The 16,481-nt window shown below is 68.3% G+C and carries 13 protein-coding genes and 2 pseudogenes; 11 read left to right on the top strand and 4 right to left on the bottom strand.

Annotation, left to right across the window (positions count from 1 at the left end):
• Positions 1 to 210, top strand: a 210-nt coding sequence (locus tag N4G47_RS21285) for a hypothetical protein (RefSeq protein WP_475289869.1), incomplete at its 5' end; no start/stop codon positions are given.
• Positions 211 to 283: 73 nt separating this feature from the next.
• Here N4G47_RS21285 and tyrS read toward each other — a convergent pair.
• Complete coding sequence (tyrS, locus tag N4G47_RS21280; protein ID WP_475289868.1) at positions 284 to 1,495, bottom strand: tyrosine--tRNA ligase; 1,212 nt, start codon at positions 1,493 to 1,495, stop codon at positions 284 to 286.
• Between the two features lie 166 nt (positions 1,496 to 1,661).
• On the opposite strand from tyrS, the gene N4G47_RS21275 reads away from it, so the two are divergent.
• Together N4G47_RS21275 and N4G47_RS21270 are read left to right on the top strand one after the other, a co-directional pair.
• Positions 1,662 to 3,134 carry a M23 family metallopeptidase gene (locus tag N4G47_RS21275; RefSeq protein ID WP_107231552.1) on the top strand — a complete coding sequence of 491 codons (1,473 nt, stop codon included), beginning with the start codon at positions 1,662 to 1,664 and terminating at the stop codon, positions 3,132 to 3,134.
• Positions 3,135 to 3,241: 107 nt separating this feature from the next.
• Positions 3,242 to 4,324, top strand: coding sequence for an anhydro-N-acetylmuramic acid kinase (locus N4G47_RS21270; protein ID WP_475289867.1), 1,083 nt, complete (start codon positions 3,242 to 3,244; stop codon positions 4,322 to 4,324).
• A gap of 50 nt (positions 4,325 to 4,374) precedes the next feature.
• On the opposite strand, the gene N4G47_RS21265 is transcribed toward N4G47_RS21270, so the two are convergent.
• The 3 genes from N4G47_RS21265 to N4G47_RS21255 all read right to left on the bottom strand — a co-directional run bounded on the left by N4G47_RS21265 (position 4,375) and on the right by N4G47_RS21255 (position 6,784).
• Positions 4,375 to 4,605, bottom strand: coding sequence for a hypothetical protein (locus N4G47_RS21265; RefSeq protein WP_088023589.1), 231 nt, complete (start codon positions 4,603 to 4,605; stop codon positions 4,375 to 4,377).
• Between the two features lie 77 nt (positions 4,606 to 4,682).
• Positions 4,683 to 5,987, bottom strand: a complete 1,305-nt coding sequence (locus N4G47_RS21260; RefSeq protein ID WP_475289866.1) for an AmpG family muropeptide MFS transporter — start codon at positions 5,985 to 5,987, stop codon at positions 4,683 to 4,685.
• Positions 5,984 to 6,784, bottom strand: a complete 801-nt coding sequence (locus N4G47_RS21255) for an exodeoxyribonuclease III (RefSeq protein ID WP_475289865.1) — start codon at positions 6,782 to 6,784, stop codon at positions 5,984 to 5,986. The genes N4G47_RS21260 and N4G47_RS21255 overlap by 4 nt, the downstream gene beginning before the upstream one ends.
• Positions 6,785 to 6,945: 161 nt before the next feature.
• Between N4G47_RS21255 and pyrE the strand changes: the two genes are divergently transcribed.
• From pyrE to N4G47_RS21215, 8 genes and pseudogenes are all read left to right on the top strand, one after another.
• The gene (gene pyrE, locus N4G47_RS21250) at positions 6,946 to 7,605 is read left to right on the top strand and encodes an orotate phosphoribosyltransferase (protein WP_057498237.1); all 660 of its coding nucleotides are present in this window, start codon (positions 6,946 to 6,948) and stop codon (positions 7,603 to 7,605) included.
• Between the two features lie 18 nt (positions 7,606 to 7,623).
• Positions 7,624 to 8,285: pseudogene (locus N4G47_RS21245) on the top strand (hypothetical protein).
• A gap of 242 nt (positions 8,286 to 8,527) precedes the next feature.
• Complete coding sequence (locus N4G47_RS21240; protein WP_005407770.1) at positions 8,528 to 8,620, top strand: potassium-transporting ATPase subunit F; 93 nt, start codon at positions 8,528 to 8,530, stop codon at positions 8,618 to 8,620.
• An 11-nt stretch (positions 8,621 to 8,631) separates the two neighbouring features.
• Entirely contained in the window at positions 8,632 to 10,341 is a 1,710-nt protein-coding gene (gene kdpA / locus N4G47_RS21235; protein ID WP_475289864.1) for a potassium-transporting ATPase subunit KdpA, read from the top strand.
• A 10-nt stretch (positions 10,342 to 10,351) separates the two neighbouring features.
• Positions 10,352 to 12,409, top strand: coding sequence for a potassium-transporting ATPase subunit KdpB (gene kdpB / locus N4G47_RS21230; RefSeq protein ID WP_475289863.1), 2,058 nt, complete (start codon positions 10,352 to 10,354; stop codon positions 12,407 to 12,409).
• Complete coding sequence (kdpC, locus tag N4G47_RS21225) at positions 12,406 to 13,056, top strand: potassium-transporting ATPase subunit KdpC (protein ID WP_475289862.1); 651 nt, start codon at positions 12,406 to 12,408, stop codon at positions 13,054 to 13,056. The genes kdpB and kdpC overlap by 4 nt, the downstream gene beginning before the upstream one ends.
• Positions 13,057 to 13,107: 51 nt before the next feature.
• A pseudogene (locus tag N4G47_RS21220) lies at positions 13,108 to 15,767 on the top strand (ATP-binding protein).
• Entirely contained in the window at positions 15,748 to 16,461 is a 714-nt protein-coding gene (locus N4G47_RS21215; protein WP_107231543.1) for a response regulator transcription factor, read from the top strand. The pseudogene N4G47_RS21220 and the gene N4G47_RS21215 overlap by 20 nt, the downstream one beginning before the upstream one ends.
• Positions 16,462 to 16,481: the final 20 nt, after the last annotated feature.

Genomic DNA, 16,481 nt, shown 5'->3' with positions numbered 1-16,481 from the left:
GTCAGACTTTTTCAGTCTGTCAACACCTTCGCTCGATCATCTCGTTCGGCGGTGGTGGGCGCCCTGTTGTCGCTGAAGCCCCTTGGTGGCGACCCCTGCGACGGGGAGGAGAAGTATGTCCCCATCTGCATCATTTGTGAAGGGGGTGTGGCGATTTTTTCAACGGATGTTGCATCCGTTCATGCGTCGCGCTGCGGGAGGACCCCATGAAGAGCAGCCGAGCGTGGGCTCGGCTCTACAAGAGCATAAGGAAGGGCCGGCTGGCGCCGGCCCTTCCTTTGTCTCAGGCAGCGACCAGGCGCACGCGGGCGAAGGTGCGCTTGCCGACCTGCAGCAGGCCTTCGAAGCCCGGCTGCAGCACCTGCTGGCCATCTTCCACTACTTCGCCGTCGACCTTCACCGCGCGCTCCTTGAGCTTGCGGTTGGCTTCGGAGTTGCTCGGGGTCAGCCCGGCCGCGGTCAGCAGCGCGGCGATACGCAGGCCCTCGGCCGGGATCGCCACGTCCTGCAGCGGCAGCTGGGTGATGTCGCCCTGCCCGGTCACCGCCGCTTCCCAGCCGGCAATGGCCTGCTCGGCCGCGGCGGCGTCGTGGAAGCGGGTCGCCAGTTCACGCGCCAGGCGCAGCTTGACCACGCGCGGGTTGAGGCCGCCAGTGGCCACCTGCTCGCGCAGCTGCACCGCTTCGACCTGGCTGATGTCGAACGACAGCAGCTCGATCCAGCGCCACATCAGGGTGTCGTCCACCTTCATGGTCTTGGTGACGATGTCGATGGCCGGCTCGCTGATACCAATGTAGTTGCCCAGCGACTTGGACATCTTGTTGACGCCGTCCAGGCCTTCCAGCAGCGGCATGGTCAGCACCACCTGCGGCTTCTGGCCATGGTGTTCCTGCAGGCCACGGCCCATCAGCAGGTTGAACTTCTGGTCGGTACCGCCGAGCTCGACGTCCGCTTCCAGGGCCACCGAGTCGTAGCCCTGCACCAGCGGGTACAGGAACTCGTGGATGGCGATGGACTGCTGGGCGGCATAGCGCTTGGCGAAGTCGTCGCGCTCGAGCATGCGCGCCACGGTGTGCTGGCCGGCCAGGCGGATCATGTCGGCCGCGCCCATCTTGCCGAACCACTCCGAATTGAAGCGGACTTCGGTACGGCTGCGGTCCAGCACCTTGAACACCTGCTCCTCATAGGTGCGGGCGTTGGCCAGCACGTCCTCGCGGCTGAGCGGCTTGCGGGTGAGGCTCTTGCCGGACGGGTCGCCGATCATGCCGGTGAAGTCGCCGATCAGGAAGATGACCTGATGGCCGAGGTCCTGGAACTGGCGCATCTTGTTCAGCAGCACCGTATGGCCCAGGTGCAGGTCGGGCGCGGTGGGGTCGAAGCCGGCCTTGATCCGCAGCGGACGGCCTTCCTGCAGGCGCGCACGCAGATCCTCGAGCTTGAGGATCTCGTCGGCACCACGGCCGATCAGGGCAAGGGCTTCTTCAATCGAGGACACGTGACTACTCCCGGCAACGCCGATTCTTGTGTGGGGTGTTAAAGCAAAGTTAACCCGATTGGCTTCACAAAAGCCAATGGGCACAAGGGTTTGACGCGGTTTTCTCAGGTGTCTATGGTAACCGGCGTTTAGGCCCGCGCTCCCGGGCCGTCAGGAAAAATCGCCGATGCACAATTCCGAACAAGGGCGCGCACGCAAGCAGCGCTTCCAGGAACGCCTCCACGTCCTGCACGACAACGCCCTGCATCGGAAGCTCAGGCAACACCTTCCCGCCGCCTTCAATGAACGCTGGACCCGGCGCCATTGGATGCATGCCAGCCTGTTCGCGACCATCGGTGCGCTGGTGGCGACGATCGTCCCCGGCTTCTCGCACACCATCGATGCGCCCTTCGCCGACAGCCACACCAGCCTGGCGCTGCCGTTGCCGCCGCTGGCCCTGGCCCGCCAGCAACAGGTACCCGGTGACAGCTGGCAGGTGCTGCGCGTACAGCGCGGCCAGACCCTGAGCGATCTGTTCGACAAGGCCGGCATCCCGGCCACCACCCTGCACCGGGTACTGGACCACCCCGGCGCGCGCGAGGCGCTGACCAAGCTGCGGCCGGGGGCCGAGATCGCCTTCGACATGCCGCTGTCGGGCGACCTGCGCAGCATCCGCTTCGACCGCGATGCCGACAACCGGGTGGAACTGAGCCTGGCCGGCGATGACATCAAGGAGAAGGTGACCCAGCGCGAGACCTCCACGCGCACGGTGGTCACCAGTGGCGAGATCACCAGTTCGCTGTATGCGGCCGCGCGCCGGGCCGGGCTGTCGCCGTCGGCGATCGCGACGATGACCGACGACATCTTCAAGTACGACATCGACTTCTCCAAGGACCTGCAGCCGGGCGACCGCTTCAGCGTGGTGATGGATGAAACCTGGCGCGAAGGCGAGAAGGTGGACACCAGCAAGATCCTGGCAGCGACCTTCACCACCGGTGGCAAGACCTATTCCGGCTTCCGCTTCGACCGCAACGGCAAGTCCGAGTACTACGACATCAACGGCCGTTCGCTGAAGAAGAGCTTCATCCGCATGCCGATCCCGTTCGCACGGCTGAGCTCGACCTTCGGCGCGCGCAAGCACCCGGTGCTGGGCAAGATGCGCATGCACAAGGGCGTGGACTACGCCGCGCGTACCGGCACCCCGATCATGGCCGCCGGCGACGCCCGCGTGCAGTTTGCCGGCGTGCAGCGCGGCTACGGCAACGTGGTGATCCTCGACCATGGCCGCGGCCACACCACCCTGTACGGGCACATGTCGCGCTTTGCCAACATCAAGACCGGCCAGCGCGTGGCGCAGGGCACGGTGATCGGCTATGTCGGCTCGACCGGCCTGGCCACCGGCCCGCACCTGCACTACGAATTCCGCGTCAACGGCGAGCACCGCAACCCGCTGACCGTGACCATGCCGCCGCCGGAACCGCTGAAGGGCGCCGAGCTGGTGGCCTTCCGCGCGCAGACCGCGCCGGCGATGGCCCGCATCCAGGGCATGGAGAAGCTGATCTACGCCGATGCCAGCCCGGCACCGACCAGCCGCGACGAGGCCGCCCCCGAGGTGGCCAGCGCCAAGGACAAGCAGGCGACCGGCCGCAAGCGCGGCTGAACCCCTGCGTTGACGAAGAAGGACGCGGCAGCCCAAGCTTGCCGCGTCCTTTTTATGCTCGCCATGAACACCACTGCCGCCACTGACGCCCCCTGTACCTTGGCCTGATGTCGGGCACCAGCGCCGACGGCATCGATGCCGCGCTGGTGCAGTTCCCCGACGGCGGTGGCTGCCGCTTCGTGCATGGGCTGACCGCCCGCTGGGAGCCGGTGCTGCGCGCACGCCTGGTGGCGCTGGGCGAAGGCGGTCCGCTGGACTCGCTGGAGGAACTGGGCGAGCTGGATGCGCGGATCGCCATCCACTTCGCCGAGGCGGCCAACCAGCTGCTGGCCGAGGCCGGCGTGGACCGCCGCCAGGTGCGTGCGATCGGCTCGCACGGCCAGACCGTACGCCATCGGCCACTGGCCGAGCCGGCGTTCACCGTACAGCTGGGCGATGGCAACCGCATCGCCGAACTGACCGGGATCACCACGGTAAGCGACTTCCGCCGCCGCGACGTGGCGGCCGGGGGCCATGGCGCGCCGCTGATGCCGGCCTTCCACCTGGGCATGCTGGGTGCGGCCGACGAGGACCGTGCGGTGCTCAACCTGGGCGGTATCGCCAACCTGACCCTGATCCCGCGCGAGGGCCAGGTGCGTGGCTTCGATACTGGCCCGGCCAACGCGCTGATGGATGCCTGGTGCCAGCGCCACACCGGCCGCACCTTCGATGCCGACGGCGCCTACGCGGCCAGCGGTGCGGTGGATGACAGCCTGCTGGCCGGTTGGCGTTCGGACCCGTGGTTCGATCTGCCGCCGCCGAAGAGCACCGGCCGCGAACAGTTCCACCTGGCCTGGGCCGAGATGCACATGGGCGAAGGGCAGTTCGCCGCCGCCGACGTGCAGGCCACCCTGCTGGAACTGACCGTGGCGACGGTGGCTGACGCGTTGCTGGCGCAGCAGCCGCAGACCCGCCGGCTGCTGGTGTGCGGCGGCGGCGTGCGCAACCGGCAGCTGATGAAGCGGCTGAGCGCACGGCTGCCGGGCGTGCAGGTGGAGTCCAGCGCGGTGCATGGGCTGGACCCGGAGTACGTCGAGGCGATGGGGTTTGCGTGGCTGGCACAGCGGACGCTGGACGGACTGGCCGGCAACCTGCCGAGCGTGACCGGGGCCCAGGGGCCGCGGATCCTGGGTGCGATCCATCTGGCGTGAGCAGAAGCAGCCGAGCATGGGCTCGGCTCTACAGCATTGCGGCGCGGCCGCTAATCGAAGCCCTGCCCTGCTGGCAGGGCCTGCAGGGCGGCGATGGCATCAGAGAGTGCGTCGACTTCGGGATCGCCAAAGCCGGAGCGGACCTCCAGTTCACTACTGAACAGCCCCTGCTCCAGCAGCGCGGTGCAGGTCTGTTCATGGGTCCAGCCGCGGGCCACGGCGACCCGGCGGATGCGTTCCAGCAGCAGCGGGTCCAGGTCCCGCAGCACAACGTCGGCCATGCTCACTTCCCCGTTCGCAAGGCACCGCCCCCTCGGCGCGTCGGGGCGATGATCCCGCAGACCGGGCGGGCAGGCAATCAGGCCGCCGGTGGCGGGGTCCGGTCGACGATGCGCGGCCACAGCCACGCCAGCAGCAGCAGCGTCGGCACCACGGTGATCGAGCTGAGGATGAAGAACGTGCTGTACGACGTGGCTTCCACGATATATCCGGACACGCCACCGACGAACTTGCCGGGCAGGTTGGCCAGTGACACCAGCAGCGCGTACTGGGTGGCGGTGAAATTGCGGTCGGTGAGCGAGGACATGAAGGCCACCAGCACGGTGCCGGCGAAGCCCTGGAACAGGTTGTCGGCGCTGAGCGCAGCGTAGAACGCCCACAGCTTGCCCGGGTTGTGCGCCATCAGCAGGAAGGCCAGATTGGACAGCGCGACGCCGAGTGCGGCGACCAGCAGCATGCGACGGAAGCCGAACGCGGCCACCGCGATGCCGCCCAGGAAGGCGCCGCCGATGCCCATCCACACGCCGAACAGCTTGGACACCGTGGCGATGTCGGCCTTGTCGAAGCCCGAGTCGAGATAGAAGGGACCGGCCATCACCCCGATGACCTGGTCGGGGAACTTGAACAACCCGACGAACGCCAGCAGCACCAGGGCCAGTGCCACGCCATTGCGGCTGAAGAAGCTGGTGATCGGCTGCACGAACGCTTCGGCCACATCGATGCGGCGCTGCACGGCCGTGGCCGGGCGCTCCGGCTCGGCGCACACCAGGGTGGTGATGATCGGCAGCAGCATCAGCGCGGCCATCGCCAGGTAGGCAATGATCCAGCCTTCGAACTGGGCCAGGTACAGCGCGCCGGCCCCGGCCAGGATCAGGCCGATCCGGTAGCCCAGCGTATAGGTGGCGGCCAGTGCGGCCTGGGCGGTCTGCGGGGCGATCTCGATACGGTAGGCATCGACCGCCGAATCCTGGGTGGCGCCGGCAAACGAGGCCACCAGCACCCACGCCACCAGCGGCCACACCCCCTGCTCGGGGCGTACGAATGCCAACGCCACCAGGCCGACCAGCACCATCACCTGCGATACCAGCAGCCACGAGCGCCGGCGTCCCAGCCCGCCGAGCAGCGGGAAGGCATAGCGGTCCAGCAGCGGCGCCCACAGGAACTTGAGCAGGTAGAAGAAGCTGGCCAGGCTGATCAGGCCGATGCTGCCCAGGTCCAGGCCGACATCACGCAGGCGGGTGGACAGGGTCTGCGAGGCGATCAGCAGGAATGGCAGGCCGCTGCCGAAGCCGAGCATGGCCATGGTCAGTGCCGAGGGCGTACCGAAGGCGCGCTTGATCCCGGCCCAGCCCTTGTAGCTGGCCGGCGTGGCCGCCTCGGTCACAGGTCGTAGTCCACGGTGAACGGGGCGTGGTCGGAGAAGCGCTCGTCGCGGTAGATCGAGCAGCTGCGCAGGCGATCACGCAGGCCCGGGGTGATGAACTGGTAGTCGATGCGCCAACCGACATTGTTGGCACGGGCGGCGCCGCGGTTGCTCCACCAGGTGTAGTCCTCGCCGGTGGGGTTGAGCAGCCGGTAGGCATCGGCCCAGCCGCGACCGGCGGCGACATCGGCGGCCTGGCCGTGGTCGGCGCACAGGGCGTTGAGCCAGTCGCGCTCCTCCGGCAGGCAGCCGGAATTCTTCTGGTTGGACTTCCAGTTCTTGATGTCCAGCGCCGAACGGACGATGTTCCAGTCGCCGCACAGCACGTAGTCGCGGCCGCTGCGCGCCCACTCTTCAAGGATCGGCCGCAGCCATTCCATCACTTCGAACTTGAAGCCCTGGCGCAGGTCGCCCGAGCTGCCGGACGGAATATAGAAGGAGACCACGCTGAGGTTGCCGTAGCGGGCCTCGATGTAGCGGCCTTCGTCGTCGAACGGGGCCCAGCCCAGCGAGGTGATGACCTGGTCCGGCTCGCGCTTGCTGTAGATGGCCACGCCGCTGTAGCCCTTCTTGGTGATGGCGTCGCGGTAGAAGCAGTGGTGGCCGTCCGGGCGGAACATCGGGTCGGTCAGCTGGTCTTCCTGGGCCTTGGTTTCCTGGATGCACAGGACGTCGGCGTCCTGGGCCCGGAACCAGTCGAGGAAGCCCTTGGTTGCGGCCGAACGGATGCCATTGGCGTTGAAACTGATGATGCGCATGCGGGGAACCTGCGGCGGGAAACCGGGCAAGCATACCGGTTGCCTGCGGGGCTGCGCAGTCTGCCGGCGCCCCCGGGCGGGCCTTCACAGCGGGCCAAACGAGCGCGAAACGCCCAGCTGGATTAGGATTTGTGCTCCAAATGAAGATGAATCGAGTTTTGATGAGCGACCACCGCCACCGTTTCCTGCAGCTGGCCCTGACCGCCGACGCCCTGCGCTTCGGCCAGTTCACCCTCAAGTCCGGCCGCCTGAGCCCCTATTTCTTCAACGCCGGTCGCTTCGACTCCGGTTCGCTGCTGTCCCAGCTCGGCGCCTGCTACGCCGATGCCATCGACGCCACCGGGATCAAGTACGACGTGGTGTTCGGCCCGGCCTACAAGGGCATTCCGCTGGCCACCGCGATGGCCTGCGAGCTGGCCCAGCGCGGTCGTGACCTGCCGCTGTCGTTCAACCGCAAGGAAGCCAAGGACCATGGTGAAGGCGGCCAGCTGATCGGCGCCGACATGAATGGCAAGCGCGTGCTGATCGTCGATGACGTGATCACCGCCGGTACCGCGATCCGCGAGGCGTTGGCCATCATCCGCGGCGCCGGCGGTACCCCGGCCGGCATCGTGGTGGCGCTGGACCGCCAGGAGATCGCCTCGGAGAGCGACCGCCGTTCGGCCGCGCAGTCGGTGGCCGAGGAAGCCGGGATTCCGGTGATCGCCGTGGCGTCGCTGGCTGACCTGCTTGATTTCGCCTCCGGCAACCCGGAACTTGTGGGCTACCGGCAGCCGCTGGAAGCCTACCGGGCCCAGTACGGCGTTCGTTCGACCCGCTGACCACCCAGGGGAAAGGCCATGTCCCGCGTTCCTGCTGTTCTCTTCACCGGCCTGCTGCTGGCCGTGCCGTTCACCGTGCCGGCGCAGTCGCGCGACCCCGGCAAGGTGGAGAAGAAGCTGTACTGCTGGAACGAGGGCAAGGAACGGATCTGCAGTGATTCGCTGCCGGCCGATGCGGTCAACCACGCCCGCGAGGAGTTCAACGCGAAGAGCGGCCTGCGCAATGCGCAGGTCCAGCGCGCGTTGACCGACGCCGAACGCGCCGAGGCCAGCACGGCCGCGGCGCAGCAGCAGCTGGACCTGATGGCCGTGCAGACCCGCCAGCGCACCGAGCAGGCGATGCTGTCCACCTATGGCAGCGAGGACGACCTGCGCCGGGTGTTTGCCGAACGCCAGGAAGTGCTGGACAACAACCTCAAGACGGCCGAGTACAACGTGGCGAGCATGCGTGAATCGCTGGTGGCGCTGTTGTCGGCCGCCGGCGATCGCGAACTGGGGGCGCCCCGGTGGCCGAGAAGCAGGCCGAGGCGATCCGCCAGCGGCACGCCCAGCTGCAGTCCCAGCAGCGGCTGCTGGCCGGGTTCGCGCAGCAGCAGCAGGCGTTGAAGGCCGAGATCGAAAGCACCCTGCAGCGCTATCGCGAGCTGAAGGGGCTGGCACCGGCGAGCCAGGCCCCGTGATTCCCGGGTAGCGTCGAGCTTGCTCGACTGTTCCTGCCCGAGAATCAGTCGAGCAAGCTCGACTCTACGGAAAGCATCACCCGGCATGGCGGGGGATACAGAAGGCGGGTCTGGTTACGGGTTGGCCCACCGAATTTATGCACTCTTTACGCGTCGGCCCGGTCCGGCGCGTAGTGCGTTTATGGGGGGCAGGACGACGATGGCGGCCTGAGGTGGAGGGGTTCCACCAGGACGCTATTGCAATGTCCCCCTGGCTGTCGTTGTTGTGTGGCGTGCTGGTGCTGGTCGCCGCCGCCTATCTGCTTTATGTCGTGCTGCGGCCCGAGTCGTTCTGACGGAGCCTGACATGACTGAGATGCTTTTGATTATTGCCGTCAGCGTTGTGCTGGCGTGGCCGCTGGGCGTGTACCTGGCGCGGGTGATGCGTGGCACGCCGATGAAGGTCGACGTGCTGTTCCACTGGATCGAGAAACCGCTGTACCGGGTGTTCGGTGTCGATCCATCGCGTTCGATGTCCTGGCGCGGCTACGTGCTGGCGTTCGTGCTGAGCAACGTGGTGGTCGCTGTACTGACCCAGGCGGTGTTCATGACCCAGGCCTGGCTGCCGTTGAACCCGGACCAGATCCCGAACATGCGCTGGGACACCGCGCTGCACACGATGATCTCGTTCCTGACCAACACCAACCAGCAGCACTATTCGGGCCAGGCGCAGCTGTCCTACCTTTCGCAGATGACCGGCATCACCGGCCTGCAGGTGGTGACGCCGATGATGGGCCTGGCGTTGGCAGTGGCTACGCTGCGCGCGTTGTTCTCGCGTGCGCCGCAGGCTGCGGCGGCCACCGGGGCCGGCGATGACCGCCAGGTGGCAGTGGGCAACTACTATGTGGACGTGGTGCGCCTGTGCGTGCGCTTCCTGCTGCCGCTGTGCCTGGTGTGGACCCTGCTGCTGACCAGCCAGGGCGTGCCGTCGACCATGGACGGTGGCCCGCAGGCCACGCCGATCGATGCCAGCGCCGGCATGGCCCAGCAGAAACTGCCGTTGGGCCCGGTGGCGGCGATGGTCGCGGCCAAGCAGCTGGGTGCCAATGGTGGCGGCTGGTACGGCCCGAACAGCAGCTTCCCGCTGGAGAACCCGACGCCGCTGTCCAACGCGCTGGAAGTGCTTGGCATCCTGCTGGTGCCGATGGCGGTGATCTTCATGATCGGTGCCTTCACCGGCCGCCGACGCTTCGGCGTTCTGGTGTTCAGCTGCATGCTGGGCATGTCGCTGCTGTCCACCGGCGCGATGATGTGGAGCGAGGGCCATAGCGCCAGCGCCGCCACCCCGCTGCTGATGGAAGGCAAGGAGGTGCGTTTCGGCGCCGACGGCACCGCGCTGTGGGCGGCGGTGACCACCCAGGTCTCCAATGGCTCGGTGAACGGCATGCACGATTCGCTGGCGCCGCTCAGTGGCGGCATCGCGATGGTCAACATGCTGGTCAGCGCCATCTGGGGCGGCATCGGCTGCGGCCTGCAGCAGTTCATCGTGTACCTGCTGCTGGGCGTGTTCCTGGCCGGCCTGATGACCGGGCGCACCCCGGAACTGTTCGGCCGCAAGCTGGAGACGCCACAGGTACGCCTGCTGGCGCTGCTGGTACTGCTGCAGCCGATCACCCTGCTGGTGTTCACCGCGATCACCCTGGCCGTGCCCGGCCTGGCCGGCACCTCCAACCCCGGATTCCATGGCATCAGCCAGGTGTTCTACGAGTATGTCTCGGCCTATGCCAACAACGGCTCGGGCTTCGAAGGGCTGGGTGACGCCACGCTGTGGTGGAACCTGAGCTGCTCGCTGGTGCTGCTGCTGGGCCGCTTCCCGCTGCTGATCATCCCGCTGGTGGTCGCCGCGCAGCTGGCCGCCAAGCGCCAGGCGCCGGAATCTGCCGGCAGCCTGCAGATCGAAACGCCGACCTTCGCCCTGACCCTGGTCTCGGTGATCGTCATCCTGACCGTGCTGCAGTTCATGCCGGCGCTGGTACTCGGCCCGATTGCCGACCACCTGAGCCTGGGACTGCACTGAGGACACCCCCATGAGTAGTCATGCAAGTTCAACCCGTAGTTCCCATGCGCCGCGCCCTGCCCTGCTCGATGCCGCCGGCCTGCGCCGTGCGCTGATCGAGGCGGTGCGCAAGCTGTCGCCGATGCACCTGGTACGCAGCCCGGTGATGGCGGTGGTGATGGCCGGCACGATCGTGGCGGCGATCGTCACCCTGACCGGCAATGCGCCGCTGGGCTTCGGCCTGGCGGTGACCGCGATCCTGCTGGTGACCGTGCTGTTCGGCAACTTCGCCGAGGCCGTGGCCGAAGCCCGCGGCCGTGGCCAGGCCGCCTCGTTGCGCCGTGCCCGCCAGGATCTGGTGGCACGCCGGCTGGCGGCACCGCAGCCGGATGCCGCCGAGACCCAGGTTCCGGCCGCCGAACTGCGGCCGGGCGACCACGTGATCGTCAGCGCTGGAGAACTGGTGCCGGCCGATGGCGAGATCGTGCAGGGCCTGGCCACCATCAACGAAGCGGCGGTGACCGGTGAATCGGCACCGGTGCTGCGCGAGGCCGGCACCGACCGTTCCGGCGTGATCGGCGGCACCAAGGTGCTGTCCGACCAGATCATCGTGCGGGTGACCGCCGAGCCGGGCCACAGCTTCCTGGACCGGATGATCGCGCTGGTGGAAGGTGCCAACCGGCAGAAGACCCCGAACGAGATCGCGCTGACCCTGCTGCTGGCGGCGATGACGCTGACCTTCCTGGTGGTGGTGGCGACGCTGCCGGCCATCGGCGCTGCAGTTGGCGTGCAGGTCGATCCGCTGCTGCTGATCGCGCTGCTGGTGTGCCTGATCCCGACCACCATCGGTGGTCTGCTGCCGGCCATTGGTATTGCCGGCATGAACCGTGCGCTGGCCGCCAACGTGCTGGCCAAGTCGGGCAAGGCAGTGGAAGTGGCCGGCGACGTCGATGTGCTGCTGCTGGACAAGACTGGCACCATCACCTACGGCGACCGCCAGGCCAGCCACTTCCATCCGCTGGCCGGCATCGACGCCAGCCAGCTGCGCGAAGCGGCACTGCTGTCCTCGCTGGCCGACCCGACCCCGGAAGGCAAGTCGATCGTGCGCCTGGCCCGCGAACAGGGCTGCGCCACCGCCGAGCCGGAGCATGCCGACTACCTGGCCTTCAGTGCACAGACCCGCATGTCCGGTGTCGACCTGGAACACGGACGGCAGATCCGCAAGGGTGCGCTGGACGCGATCCGCAACCACGTGCAGGCGCTCGGCGGCAGCGTGCCGGCTGAACTCGGCGGACGCGTCGAGCAGGTGGCACGCAATGGCGCCACCCCGCTGGTGGTCGCCGAGGGCCGCCACGTACTGGGCGTGATCGAGCTGTCGGACGTGGTCAAGCACGGCATGCGCGAGAAATTCGCGCAGCTGCGGGCGATGGGTATCCGCACGGTGATGATCACCGGCGACAACCCGCTGACCGCCGCCGCCATCGCCGCCGAGGCCGGTGTGGACGACTACATCGCCGAGGCGCGCCCGGAAGACAAGCTGGCGCGCATCCGCCAGGAACAGGCCGGCGGTCGCCTGGTGGCGATGGTCGGTGACGGCACCAACGATGCGCCGGCGCTGGCCCAGGCCGACATCGGCCTGGCAATGAACTCCGGAACGCAGGCGGCGAAGGAAGCCGGCAACATGGTCGATCTGGATTCGGACCCGGCCAAGCTGTTGGCGGTGGTGGAAGTGGGCAAGCAGCAGCTGATCACCCGCGGCGCGCTGACCACGTTCTCGCTGGCCAACGACGTGTCCAAGTACTTCGCGATCCTGCCGGCACTGTTTGCCGCCGCAGTTCCGACCATGGCCGCATTGAACGTGATGCAGCTGTCCAGCCCGCGCAACGCGGTGCTGGCGGCGCTGATCTTCAATGCCCTGGTGATTCCCGCGCTGATCCCGCTCGCCCTGCGTGGCGTGCGCTTCCGCCCGGCCACCGCAACGGCGCTGCTGCGCCGGAACATGCTGGTGTACGGCCTCGGCGGCGTGCTGCTGCCGTTCGCGGCGATCAAGCTGATCGACCTCCTTCTTGTCCTGGTATTCGGCGCATGAACCGTTCTGTTTCCACTTCGTCTTCCCTGTCCCGCGAACCGAAAGCCGACGCCCGCGTGGCCAGCCTGCAGGACAGTGCCAGCTGGCGCCCGGCGATTGGCCTGGGCCTGGCCACGCTGCTGCTGGCCGGTGCGGTCTATGCCGGCATCGCCACCGGCTTTGCCGGCCTTGCCTTCCCGGGCCAGGCCGAAGGCAGCCTGCTGCGCGATGGCAACGGCCAGGTGCGTGGCTCGGTATGGCTGGCGCAGCCGTTCACCGCCGAAGGCTATTTCCAGGCGCGGCCGTCGGCGGCCAACTACGATCCGATGGCGGCGGCCGGTTCCAACCTGGCGCGCAGCAACCCGGCGCTGGCCGAACGCGTGGCCGCCAGCACGGCGGCCGTGGCCGCACGCGAAGGCGTGGCGCCGGCGCAGGTGCCGGCCGATCTGGTCACCCAGTCCGGCGGTGGCCTGGACCCGCAGTTGTCGCCGGCCGCGGCCCAGCTGCAGGTGGCCCGCGTGGCGCGCGCCCGTGGGCTGCCGGTGGAACGGGTGCAGGCACTGGTGCAGGCACATACTGAAGGACGCCAGTGGGGCCTGTTCGGCCAGCCGCGGGTGAACGTGGTGACGCTGAACTTTGCCCTGGACCACGCGGCCAAGGCGCCGTGATGCCGGCCTGCACCCGCTGCGCGCACAATGGCCGGCATGACAGCGGCACCCATGACTGATGTGCGTACCCGCCAGGCCGATGCCCTGGTGGAAGGCCTGCAACGCGAAGCCGGTGGCAAGCTGACCGTGTTCCTCGGCGCGGCGCCGGGCGTGGGCAAGACCTACACCATGCTGACCCGCGCGCAGGAACAGCTGCGCCGCGGTGTCGACCTGGTGGTCGGGCTGGTGGAAACCCACGGCCGCGCCGATACCCAGGCGCTGCTGGAGGGCCTGCCGCAGCTGCCGCTGAAGGACGTGGCCTACCACGGCCACGCCCTGCAGGAGATGGATCTTGACGCCGTGCTTGCACGGCGTCCTGCGCTGGTGCTGGTGGACGAGCTGGCGCACCGCAATGCGCCGGGCAGCCGCCACGAGCGACGTTGGCAGGATGTGATGGAACTGCTGGACGCCGGCATCGACGTCTGGACGACGGTCAACATCCAGCATCTGGAAAGCCTCAACGATGTGGTGATGCGCATCACCGGCGTGCGGGTCAGCGAGACGGTGCCTGACGGCGTGCTCGATCGCCTGCATGACATCGTGCTGGTCGACCTGCCGCCCCGCGAGCTGATCGCGCGCCTGCAGCAGGGCAAGGTGTACGTGCCCGAGCAGGCCGCGCAGGCGCTGCAGGCGTTCTTCTCGCCGGCCAACTTGACCGCACTGCGCGAGCTGGCGATGCAGGAGGCCGCCGACCGCGTTGACAGCAGCCTGCGCGAGACCCGTGCCGCACGCGGCGAAGGCAACCTGCCGCTGCGGCGTGGCGTGCTGGTGGCCATCGATGGAGGTGGCCAGAGCGAGTACCTGGTGCGGGTGGCGCGGCGCATCGCCGAACGCCGCGACGCACCGTGGACGGTGGTGACCGTGCAGAGCCGCCGCCAGGACGAGGCGACCCGGCGCGAGATCGATGCGGCCTTCGCGCTGGCGCGGCGGCTGGGCGGTGACGCCGAGCTGCTGCATGGTTCCAGCATCGCCGATGCCCTGCTCGACCATGCCGCGCACAACGGCGTATCCACCCTGGTGCTGGGCCGTACCCGCGAACGGCCGCTGGCACGGATGTTCAACCGCACGCTGACCCAGCAGCTGATCCAGCGCGGCGCGCACTACGAAATCACCATCATCAGCACCCCGCAGGCGCGCGCGCGATCGCGACGCGAAGGCCTGTTGCCGCCGGGGCGCGGCATCAGCTACGAGCCGGTGCAGGCGCTGATCGCCACCGCCCTGGCCTGTGCCGTGGCGTGGCTGGCCGAGCGCTGGGTGGGCATGGCCGACCTGTCGATGGTGTTCATCGTGGCGGTGGTGCTGGTCGCCGCACGCACGCGCGCCAGCGTGGCGGTGATGGCCGCGATCCTGTGCTTCCTCGCCTACAACTTCCTGTTCATCGCGCCGCGCTTCACCTTCGCCATCGGTGCGCGCCAGGGCGTGATCACCGTGTTCCTGTTCCTGGCTGCGGCACTGGTAGCCGGACGCCTGGCATCACGCCTGCGCATGCAGGTGATCGCGCTGCGTGCGGCCAACCGCCACGCCCGCGCGCGCCAGCAGCTGGGCCGCCAGCTGGCCAGCGCGGCCGGCAATGGCGAGGTGGCGCAAGCCGGGCGGCACGCGCTGGAACAGGCCATGGACGTGCCGGCGTGGCTGCGGATCGGGGCCGACACCGCCACCGGCGGCCGCAGCCAGCCAGGCGACACCGATCTGGCGGCCGCCGATTGGGCCCTGCGCCACGGCCAGCCCAGCGGCCGCTTCACCGATACCCTGGCCGGCGCGCAGTGGTGGTTCCTGCCGCTGCTGGATGGCGAGGACCGCGCGATCGGCGTGGCCGGACTGTACCTGCCCGGTGCCCAGGCACGCCTGTTGCCCGAGCAGCGCCAGCTGGCCGAGGCGATGGTCGACGACATCGCCCAGGCCGCGCTGCGCACCCGTCTGGTGGCCGAACTGGAGCAGGCGCACGTGAGCAACGAGACCGAGCGCCTGCGCTCGGCCCTGCTCTCTTCGGTATCGCACGATCTGCGCTCGCCGCTGGCGGCGATGATCGGTTCGGCCGACAGCCTGGCCAGCTATGGCGGGGCGATGGACAGCGCCGACCGCCGTGCCCTGCTGGACACCATCCTGGTCGAAGGCGAACGACTGGACCGCTACATCCAGAACCTGCTGGACATGACCCGGCTCGGCCATGAAGGGCTGAAGATCAACCGCGACTGGATCGGCGTGGACGAGCTGATCGGCTCGGCGGCGCGGCGCCTGCAGCGCTACCAGCCGAAGGTGCGGCTGGAACTGGACATTCCGTCCACACTGGCGCCGATCTGGGTGCACCCGGCACTGGTCGAACAGGCGGTGTTCAACGTGATGGAGAACGCCGCCAAGTTCTCCCCGCCCGACGCCGCCGTGCAGGTGCAGGCGCGCGAGCTGGATGGTCAGCTGCGCATCGACGTGATCGATGCCGGGCCCGGCATTCCCGACGACGAGCGCGCACGCATCTTCGACATGTTCTACAGCGTCGAGCGTGGTGACCGCGGCCGCCACGGCACCGGCCTGGGACTGACCATCTGCCAGGGCATGATCGGCGCGCATGGTGGCAGCGTGCAGGCGCTGCCAGGACGCGATGGTCGCGGTACCCTGATCCGCATCACCCTCCCCTGCTCAAGCCAGCGTCCCACGATGAGCCCGACTCCGACTGATGCCAGCGCGCCGGCCCCGCGCGTGCTGGTGATCGATGATGAAACCCAGATCCGCCGGTTCCTGGACATCAGCCTGCGCGCGCAGGGCTACCAGGTACGCCAGGCCGAGAATGGCCAGCAGGGACTGCAGATGGCGGCCAGCGAAGACATGGACCTGGTGATCCTGGACATCGGCCTGCCGGACATGGAAGGCCATGAGGTACTGGAGCAGCTGCGGCAGTGGAGCCAGGTGCCGGTGATCATGCTGACCGTGCGTGCCGGTGAAACGGAAAAGGTGCGGGCGCTGGACAACGGCGCGAACGACTATGTGACCAAGCCGTTCGGTACCCAGGAACTGATGGCAAGGGTGCGGGCACTGCTGCGCACGCGCAGCGTGCCGACCGACGGCACGCCACCGGTGTTCGACGATGGCCACCTGCACGTGGACCTGGTGCGCCGCGAAGTGGCGCTCGATGGCGAGCCGGTGGCACTGACCCGCAAGGAATACGCACTGCTGTCGCTGCTGCTGCGCAATGCCGGGCGGGTGGTGACCCAGCCGCAGATCCTGCAGGAAATCTGGGGCCCGACCCACCAGCATGACACCCACTACCTGCGCATCCTGGTCGGCAAGCTGCGGCACAAGCTGGGCGATTCGGCACTGGATTCGCGCTACCTGTTCACCGAACCCGGCGTGGGATTGCGGTTCAAGGGGTGAAAGCGTGCCGACCAACGGTC

The sequence above is a fragment of the Stenotrophomonas sp. GSD10 genome (genome assembly GCF_056172695.1).
This window is presented reverse-complemented; position numbering and strand designations above follow the sequence as displayed.

What these genes read in the sequence shown, in the direction of transcription:
- N4G47_RS21275 (WP_107231552.1), top strand. Translation starts at nt 1,662, where the DNA reads ATGCACAATTCCGAACAAGGGCGCGCACGCAAGCAGCGCTTCCAGGAA.
- N4G47_RS21270 (WP_475289867.1), top strand. Translation starts at nt 3,242, where the DNA reads ATGTCGGGCACCAGCGCCGACGGCATCGATGCCGCGCTGGTGCAGTTC.
- N4G47_RS21265 (WP_088023589.1), bottom strand. Translation starts at nt 4,605, where the DNA reads ATGGCCGACGTTGTGCTGCGGGACCTGGACCCGCTGCTGCTGGAACGC.
- N4G47_RS21255 (WP_475289865.1), bottom strand. Translation starts at nt 6,784, where the DNA reads ATGCGCATCATCAGTTTCAACGCCAATGGCATCCGTTCGGCCGCAACC.
- pyrE (WP_057498237.1), top strand. Translation starts at nt 6,946, where the DNA reads ATGAGCGACCACCGCCACCGTTTCCTGCAGCTGGCCCTGACCGCCGAC.
- N4G47_RS21240 (WP_005407770.1), top strand. Translation starts at nt 8,528, where the DNA reads ATGTCCCCCTGGCTGTCGTTGTTGTGTGGCGTGCTGGTGCTGGTCGCC.
- kdpA (WP_475289864.1), top strand. Translation starts at nt 8,632, where the DNA reads ATGACTGAGATGCTTTTGATTATTGCCGTCAGCGTTGTGCTGGCGTGG.
- kdpB (WP_475289863.1), top strand. Translation starts at nt 10,352, where the DNA reads ATGAGTAGTCATGCAAGTTCAACCCGTAGTTCCCATGCGCCGCGCCCT.
- kdpC (WP_475289862.1), top strand. Translation starts at nt 12,406, where the DNA reads ATGAACCGTTCTGTTTCCACTTCGTCTTCCCTGTCCCGCGAACCGAAA.
- N4G47_RS21215 (WP_107231543.1), top strand. Translation starts at nt 15,748, where the DNA reads ATGAGCCCGACTCCGACTGATGCCAGCGCGCCGGCCCCGCGCGTGCTG.